The organism is ANME-2 cluster archaeon (assembly GCA_019429385.1).
Lineage (GTDB): Archaea > Halobacteriota > Methanosarcinia > Methanosarcinales > Methanocomedenaceae > Methanocomedens_B.
This window is the reverse complement of record JAHYIS010000062.1, coordinates 1-6,173: the sequence shown is the minus strand read 5'-3', so window position 1 is coordinate 6,173 and position 6,173 is coordinate 1. Positions and strand designations below refer to the sequence as shown.

Below are 6,173 nucleotides of genomic sequence, written 5' to 3'. Positions count from 1 at the left end.
ATCCTGATCGCATTTTTGTGGGCTTCGTTCGGAAACCACAATGCTCCACAGGAATGGAATGTGGACGACAACGGCATCATGTCCTATCCATCTGAGCGTGGGGTTCCTGTATTTGATTCAAATGTCATTGAAAATACATCTGACCATACTCTTGATAATATCAATTATTCCAGCAGGGACGCCGTCATCAGTGCCCTGTTACGCATTCCCAACAGCAGCAGACCTGTGCCCGGCGTTCTTATACTTCCGGGCGCCACGGTCACTAAAGAGGGGGAGCAGGGGCTATCGGCTGAACTGGCAGATATGGGTTATGCATCCATGGTCATTGACCAGCGTAACAGGGGGGGCGTGGATTTCCAGATTGATGCTGCCCTGTTCAATAAAGGCGAAGAACCCTTTGAACACAAGATGGTGTATGACGCACTCAAAGCCGTGGATGTGATGCGCCAGTACGAGGATATCGACGCGGATAATATCACCATTATCGGGATAAGCAACGGTGGCAGGTTTGGTATTATTGCCAGTGCCATCGACCCTTCCATTAAAGGCATAATAGGGGTCAGTACCAGCGGTTATGATGTCGAGTCCCTGATCGCCAAATATCCAGACCAGAACACTGAGAATAAGATAAAGTTCCTGCGGTCAATTGACCCCGATACCTACCTTGATAAGCTTTCCCCGCGCAAACTTGTAATGATACATATGACCAATGACTCGATCATCCCTATAGAAATGGCCCTGGGAACATACGATAAAGCGAATGAGCCAAAGGTGTTCTATCCTGTACAAGGGAGCGGGCACGGGTATAATGCTGCCATGAGGGATGTGCTGGTGCAAGAACTTACCCTTATATTCAGTTAAGGAAAGGGGATTCACACATTTTTTATACAATAATCGAACAGAATATTCAACATGATACCTTCATACAGAATGATCCTGAAGTGCTTCATATCACTATTTTTGTTAGTTCTTGTCACATTTACGGTAACCGCTGAAGATCCTCAAACATTGAACGCTAAGATCAATAGCAATCTGAACAATAATACCCCGGTATTTGTTTATTTCTATTCAGATTACTGTCATTTTTGCCAGGAACAATCACCTATTGTCAAAAAATTAGAAGAGAATTATTCCCGCAATATCGCATTCATCTATGTAAACCTGGACGACAATCCCCTTGCCGGGCTTGAATTCAATATAAGGACCGTCCCGATTACATTATTAATAACCGATAAAGATTCAACCCAACAATTTGTTTACCAGGAGTTCAGGGGTCTTACAAACAGCACAGTATTGAGCGACAGTATTGGACAGGTTGTCGCGAATATCAGTATACCATCTGGGACTATCCCCCGTACACAGGAAAGAACATCCGGTACCGTTATCCTGACATTGATGACGATCCTGGTAGGTATTACAGCTTTCCTGTTTTATGTGGATAGACATTAAATAATCAAAAAAATTCAAAAAATGAAGGTTGCGATTTATCCCAGCGTCTGTTCGATACGCTCGAGTGCGGTCTGTATCCGCTTCCTGCTGGTAGCATAGGATAACCGGATAAAGTCCATGCTGTGGGGACCAAAAGCACTGCCTGGCGTGGCAGCCACATAGGCTTCTGTGAGGAGCTTTTCGCATACATCATCCCCGTTGCCGTATTCACTCACGTCGGCAAAAGCATAGAACGCCCCGGCGGGATAATTGCACTTGATGCCCATATTGTTCAACCCATCCACCAGCAGGTCCCGCCGTGCCTTGAACTCGGTAACCATCTCAGGAATGAATGACTGGTCGCCTTTTAGCGCTTCCACACCCGCCCACTGGACAAATGTAGTGGCACTGCTGACACTGTGGCTCTGCAATTTTGACATGGATGTGTACAGTTCATGGGAGGTGGCAAGATATCCCAGTCTCCAGCCGGTCATGGCATATGCTTTTGAAAAACCGTTCACGGTTATGGTACGGTCTTCCATACCGGGCAGGCTGCCAATGCTTACGTGTTCATGATCGTAAATTATCTTCTCATATATCTCGTCCGAAAGCACAGTGATATCATGATCAATAGCAAGGTCTGCAATTTCCTGGAGTACATCCCTGGTAAAAATACCCCCCGTGGGATTGCTCGGGCTGTTCACGACGATCAGCTTTGTTTTTGGAGTAATATAACTGGCCACATCCATGGGATTGAAATCATTCCCGGGATCAAGAGGTGCGAACACCGTCCTGCCGCCCGCTATCTTGATACAGGGGTCATAGGATACCCATGCCGGGTCGAACAGTATGGCCTCGTCGCCCTCGTTTAGCACTGCAAGAATAGCCTCGAACACAGCCTGCTTGGCGCCAGGCGTCACGATAATGTGGGCCGGCTCAATATTCAGGTTGTTCTCTTCGTTCAGTTTCTCGGCAATGGCAAGACGCAGTTCAGGTATGCCGGAAGATGGGGAATAATGCGTATCACCCCTTCGCAGCGATTCCACTGCTGCGTCGGTAATGTTCTTCGGGGTGTCAAAATCAGGTTCTCCCAGACTGAAACTGATGACATCATGTCCCTCGCGCTTAAGTTCATTGGCGAGATTCGTCATCCTGAGGGTTGCCGATTCCTCAATACTTTGCAGGCGTGTTGATACCATTGGCTCCCCTCTGGATTTGAATATTATTTTAACCTTTGCACCATCTTGACAGCAGCTTCCACGGCCCGTTTGGCATAGTCGACCCGCTTGTGGGCATCGAGCCTGCTCATGCCGGGGCCTGAAATACCCAGTGTTACCGGTTTATCGTATTCCAGTGACAGGTCGGTTATTTTACGTGCAGCATGCTGCACGACGACCTCATCGTGTTTGGTCTGTCCCTCGATGACACAACCGATAGTGACCACTGCATCGATGTTAGGGTCACTCACCATTTTTTTTATAGCCAGCGGCATATCATATACCCCGGGCACCATGATGGTCTTCTCTACTGTGGCCCCTAAAAACGCTGCATGCTCCCTGCCAAGCATCTCCATCTGGTAGGTCAGGTCCCTGTTGAACTCTGCCACCACGAATCCCAGTTTTATAGTACTCATTACCAAAATCTCCTGATTGTCCTATATCCATAATAATATAAATTTTACTCAGTCTTACTGACCGACAGAACCCGCATCCTCGTATCCCTGCCTCTGCCCTGTCCCGGCTTCGCGTTCCAGGTCATGGGGACGGAACATAAGTTTTACCACATTAAGGGCATGTTCCCGTGAGCGCTGCTCCATCAGCCATGCAAGGGTCCTGTCATCCCGGGCCTCGTCCTCATGCACGAACACCTCGATTATATGGATATTGGTCATCAACTGCGCCTGTATAATGCCCTGGGATGCCTCATGGGCACATATCTTGTCCTTCGGGTCTGCCCCGGGCATACCCAGTGCCATGACTATGTCGCAGTTCTGCTCATCTATCAATTTCTTGCAGGCTACGGGCAGGTCCTTGATACCGGGTACGGTGTACCGTTTTATCTTCACAGAGGCGTTGTTGCGCAGTTCATCAATAGCCGCAGCCCCCATATCATACCTGGCAAATGTAGTATCAGCAATGCCTACCGTGACCATATCTACCTCCAGGCTAACCTGTTTCTGTTAAATCTTGTCCAGTTCTATACTTGCCGCTTCCAGACCGGAACCAACGTTTTCCACCAGGCCGTGTTTTGCCAGCACCAGTTCCAGTACGGAGATAGTAGTGACCATATCAGTGGCAGTGAAATTACCCATACTGCCTATCCTGAATATTTTCCCTTTCAACCGTGACTGTCCACCTGATATCTGGATGCCCATATCCATCATCTCGCCGCGCAGTTCTTTATCAGTTATACCCTCCGGGATGCTCATTCCGGTAACAGTGTTGGAATAACGGTGATACCTGTCTATCTTCGGGAACAGTTCGATCCCCATCGCATCCGCTGCCGCCCGTACAGCTGCTGCACCCTGGGCATGCCTGTGCTTGCGCTGCTCCATGCCCTCTTCCTTCACTATCCTCAGGGCCTCGCACATGGCAGATATCAGCGGTACACCGGGTGTGTAAGGTGTCTGGGTAGGTGAATTTGAGGCAGATTTGCGGTATGCTTTCAGGTCAAGATAATAGGGTGGTTTTTCCACAATTGCGTCCCATGCGGCATCACTGACCGTGATAGCCGACAGGCCCGGTGGCGCAGCAATACACTTCTGGGAACCCATGAATGCTATATCCACACCCCATTTGTCAACTTCCACGGTGTCACCGCCAACTGTGGTTATAGCGTCCATGATAAAAAGAGCATCGTGTTTTTTTGCCAGTTTAGCTACTTCCTCTGCCGGGTTCTTGATGGCTACACTGGTCTCGTTATGCACCAATGCTACGGCCTTGGCACCCTTCTCAAGTGCTTCCTCAACCGCTTCAAGGTCAATGGGTGTACCCCACTCATATTTCAGTTTGACCGCATTACCATAGCGTTCCCCGATATCACACAACCGCTCACCGAACTTCCCATTTTCGATGGTGACAATGGTATCGTCCTTTCCAATAACGTTCCCTATTGCTGCCTCCATACTGGCAGTGCCTGAACCTGATATCACAAATACTTCGTTCTTTGTCTGGAACAGTTCAGCCAGTGTCTCACGGCATTCGTCATATATGGCGCCAAATTCCTCCCCTCTATGACCGAACATGGGTCTGCCCATGGCTCTCTGTACCCTGGGTGCTATGGGAACAGGGCCCGGTATCATCATCAATGTATTTTCAAGTTTCATTATGTAGTCACTCGATAAAGTTCAATCTGATTAGGTGGTGTTAGATGGAATAACTTGCATGTATAACTTTTGATTATCAGACAATACCTGATAACCAGAAGGAACAGGAAAATCCTCCCCGCGGTCAGATCAACTTGAGTACATAATCTTATAGATCATATACAACAAGAAAGAATGACTTTACTTGAAAATCTGGTCTATCCACCAATGTATACCATCGTTGATTGCATTGATCTCCTGAACGACAAATGCTGGAAATCCAAAAATCGAAGGCGCCATAGCATCCCACCACAGAGGCAGGATCATCAGTATTGCCAGGACTATTAATGCAATCGCAAAAAGTAACTTTTGTAGTATGTTCATTTTTTCCCCTAAAATTATTACATCAGGTTAATATTCACTTTGTCACATATATTTCTATCCCCTGCAAAAACTATATGGGAGCACACTGAATTGTAAAGGATATGTTAATAGGACTTCTTGGACCGGAAGGGACATACTCGCAAAAAGCCGCCAACCAGCTTGACATACATGCTCAGCTCAAGTATTTCGATGACCTGGAAGATGTCGTAGAATCTGTTCTCGAAGGAAGCGTGGAATGCGGAATAGTACCCATTGAAAACTCTCTTGAAGGGTCTGTCGGCATTACGTTAGATGCTCTCAAAGAGCATGATATAACTATCACTGGTGAGATCATTGTACCAGTAAGTCACTGCCTGCTATCGAAAGGACGCATGGATGATGTGAAAGTGATACTATCCCATCCACAGGCTCTGGCCCAATGTCGCCGGTTCATCCGCACACATTTCAAGAATGCGAGGACGCAAACCACCGGCAGTACATCCCACGCAGCCAGGCTCACATCTGAATTTCCAGAGATGGCTGCCATTGCCTCACGTGAATCTGCCCAACATTACGGGCTGGATATCCTTGCAGATAATATCCAGGACCATAAAGAGAACTATACCAGGTTCGTTGTGCTGGGGAAACAGACACCGGAACCTACTGGACATGACAAGACATCTATTATAGTACATCTTGGACACGACCGACCCGGTGGCCTGTATGACCTGCTGGGTGAATTCGCCAGTCGTAATATCAACCTGACAAAAATTGAATCAAGGCCTTCCAAGCGGGGGCTGGGGGATTACCTGTTCTATATTGATATGGAAGGGCACAGAACCGATGAGCATGTAAAAGAAGCACTTGATGGTATCAATAATCTGGCAGGCCATCTTAAGATAATAGGCTCATATCCAAAAGCATAAAGCTCTTTTCTGAACAAAGAAACAATGTAACTATTCAGCCTATTAAACGCTTTCAATAGCCACTGCGCTTTTCGTCTTTAATGTCTTAGGAATTTCTAAATCGATATCGTAAGACATTAGCTATAAATTCTTCACATAAAGCTACCAAATAT

Annotated in this window: 8 protein-coding genes; 3 read left to right on the top strand and 5 right to left on the bottom strand. The window is 47.2% G+C overall.

Annotated features, from left to right (window positions below; all coding sequences use genetic code 11):
- Together K0A89_12760 and traF are read left to right on the top strand one after the other, a co-directional pair.
- The coding region (locus K0A89_12760; GenBank protein MBW6519353.1) for an acetylxylan esterase at positions 1-861 on the top strand (861 nt) is incomplete at its 5' end.
- Between the two features lie 51 nt (positions 862-912).
- On the top strand, positions 913-1,449 hold the full coding sequence (gene traF, locus K0A89_12755; protein MBW6519352.1) for a conjugal transfer protein TraF: 537 nt from the start codon (positions 913-915) through the stop codon (positions 1,447-1,449).
- A 35-nt stretch (positions 1,450-1,484) separates the two neighbouring features.
- On the opposite strand, the gene K0A89_12750 is transcribed toward traF, so the two are convergent.
- The 5 genes from K0A89_12750 to K0A89_12730 all read right to left on the bottom strand — a co-directional run bounded on the left by K0A89_12750 (position 1,485) and on the right by K0A89_12730 (position 5,116).
- Positions 1,485-2,627, bottom strand: coding sequence for a pyridoxal phosphate-dependent aminotransferase (locus K0A89_12750; GenBank protein ID MBW6519351.1), 1,143 nt, complete (start codon positions 2,625-2,627; stop codon positions 1,485-1,487).
- A 23-nt stretch (positions 2,628-2,650) separates the two neighbouring features.
- A complete protein-coding gene (ribH, locus tag K0A89_12745; GenBank protein MBW6519350.1) occupies positions 2,651-3,061 on the bottom strand; it encodes a 6,7-dimethyl-8-ribityllumazine synthase in 411 nt (136 codons plus the stop codon).
- 54 nt (positions 3,062-3,115) lie between these two features.
- Positions 3,116-3,580, bottom strand: a complete 465-nt coding sequence (ribC, locus tag K0A89_12740; GenBank protein ID MBW6519349.1) for a riboflavin synthase — start codon at positions 3,578-3,580, stop codon at positions 3,116-3,118.
- 27 nt (positions 3,581-3,607) lie between these two features.
- Positions 3,608-4,753, bottom strand: coding sequence for an alanine--glyoxylate aminotransferase family protein (locus K0A89_12735; protein MBW6519348.1), 1,146 nt, complete (start codon positions 4,751-4,753; stop codon positions 3,608-3,610).
- A gap of 180 nt (positions 4,754-4,933) precedes the next feature.
- Positions 4,934-5,116, bottom strand: a complete 183-nt coding sequence (locus tag K0A89_12730) for a hypothetical protein (GenBank protein ID MBW6519347.1) — start codon at positions 5,114-5,116, stop codon at positions 4,934-4,936.
- 101 nt (positions 5,117-5,217) lie between these two features.
- Here K0A89_12730 and pheA point away from each other — a divergent pair, with 101 nt between their 5' ends.
- Entirely contained in the window at positions 5,218-6,021 is an 804-nt protein-coding gene (gene pheA / locus K0A89_12725) for a prephenate dehydratase (GenBank protein ID MBW6519346.1), read from the top strand.
- Positions 6,022-6,173 lie beyond the last annotated feature (152 nt).

What these genes read in the sequence shown, in the direction of transcription:
- traF (MBW6519352.1), top strand. Translation starts at nt 913, where the DNA reads ATGATACCTTCATACAGAATGATCCTGAAGTGCTTCATATCACTATTT.
- K0A89_12750 (MBW6519351.1), bottom strand. Translation starts at nt 2,627, where the DNA reads ATGGTATCAACACGCCTGCAAAGTATTGAGGAATCGGCAACCCTCAGG.
- ribH (MBW6519350.1), bottom strand. Translation starts at nt 3,061, where the DNA reads ATGAGTACTATAAAACTGGGATTCGTGGTGGCAGAGTTCAACAGGGAC.
- ribC (MBW6519349.1), bottom strand. Translation starts at nt 3,580, where the DNA reads ATGGTCACGGTAGGCATTGCTGATACTACATTTGCCAGGTATGATATG.
- K0A89_12735 (MBW6519348.1), bottom strand. Translation starts at nt 4,753, where the DNA reads ATGAAACTTGAAAATACATTGATGATGATACCGGGCCCTGTTCCCATA.
- K0A89_12730 (MBW6519347.1), bottom strand. Translation starts at nt 5,116, where the DNA reads ATGAACATACTACAAAAGTTACTTTTTGCGATTGCATTAATAGTCCTG.
- pheA (MBW6519346.1), top strand. Translation starts at nt 5,218, where the DNA reads ATGTTAATAGGACTTCTTGGACCGGAAGGGACATACTCGCAAAAAGCC.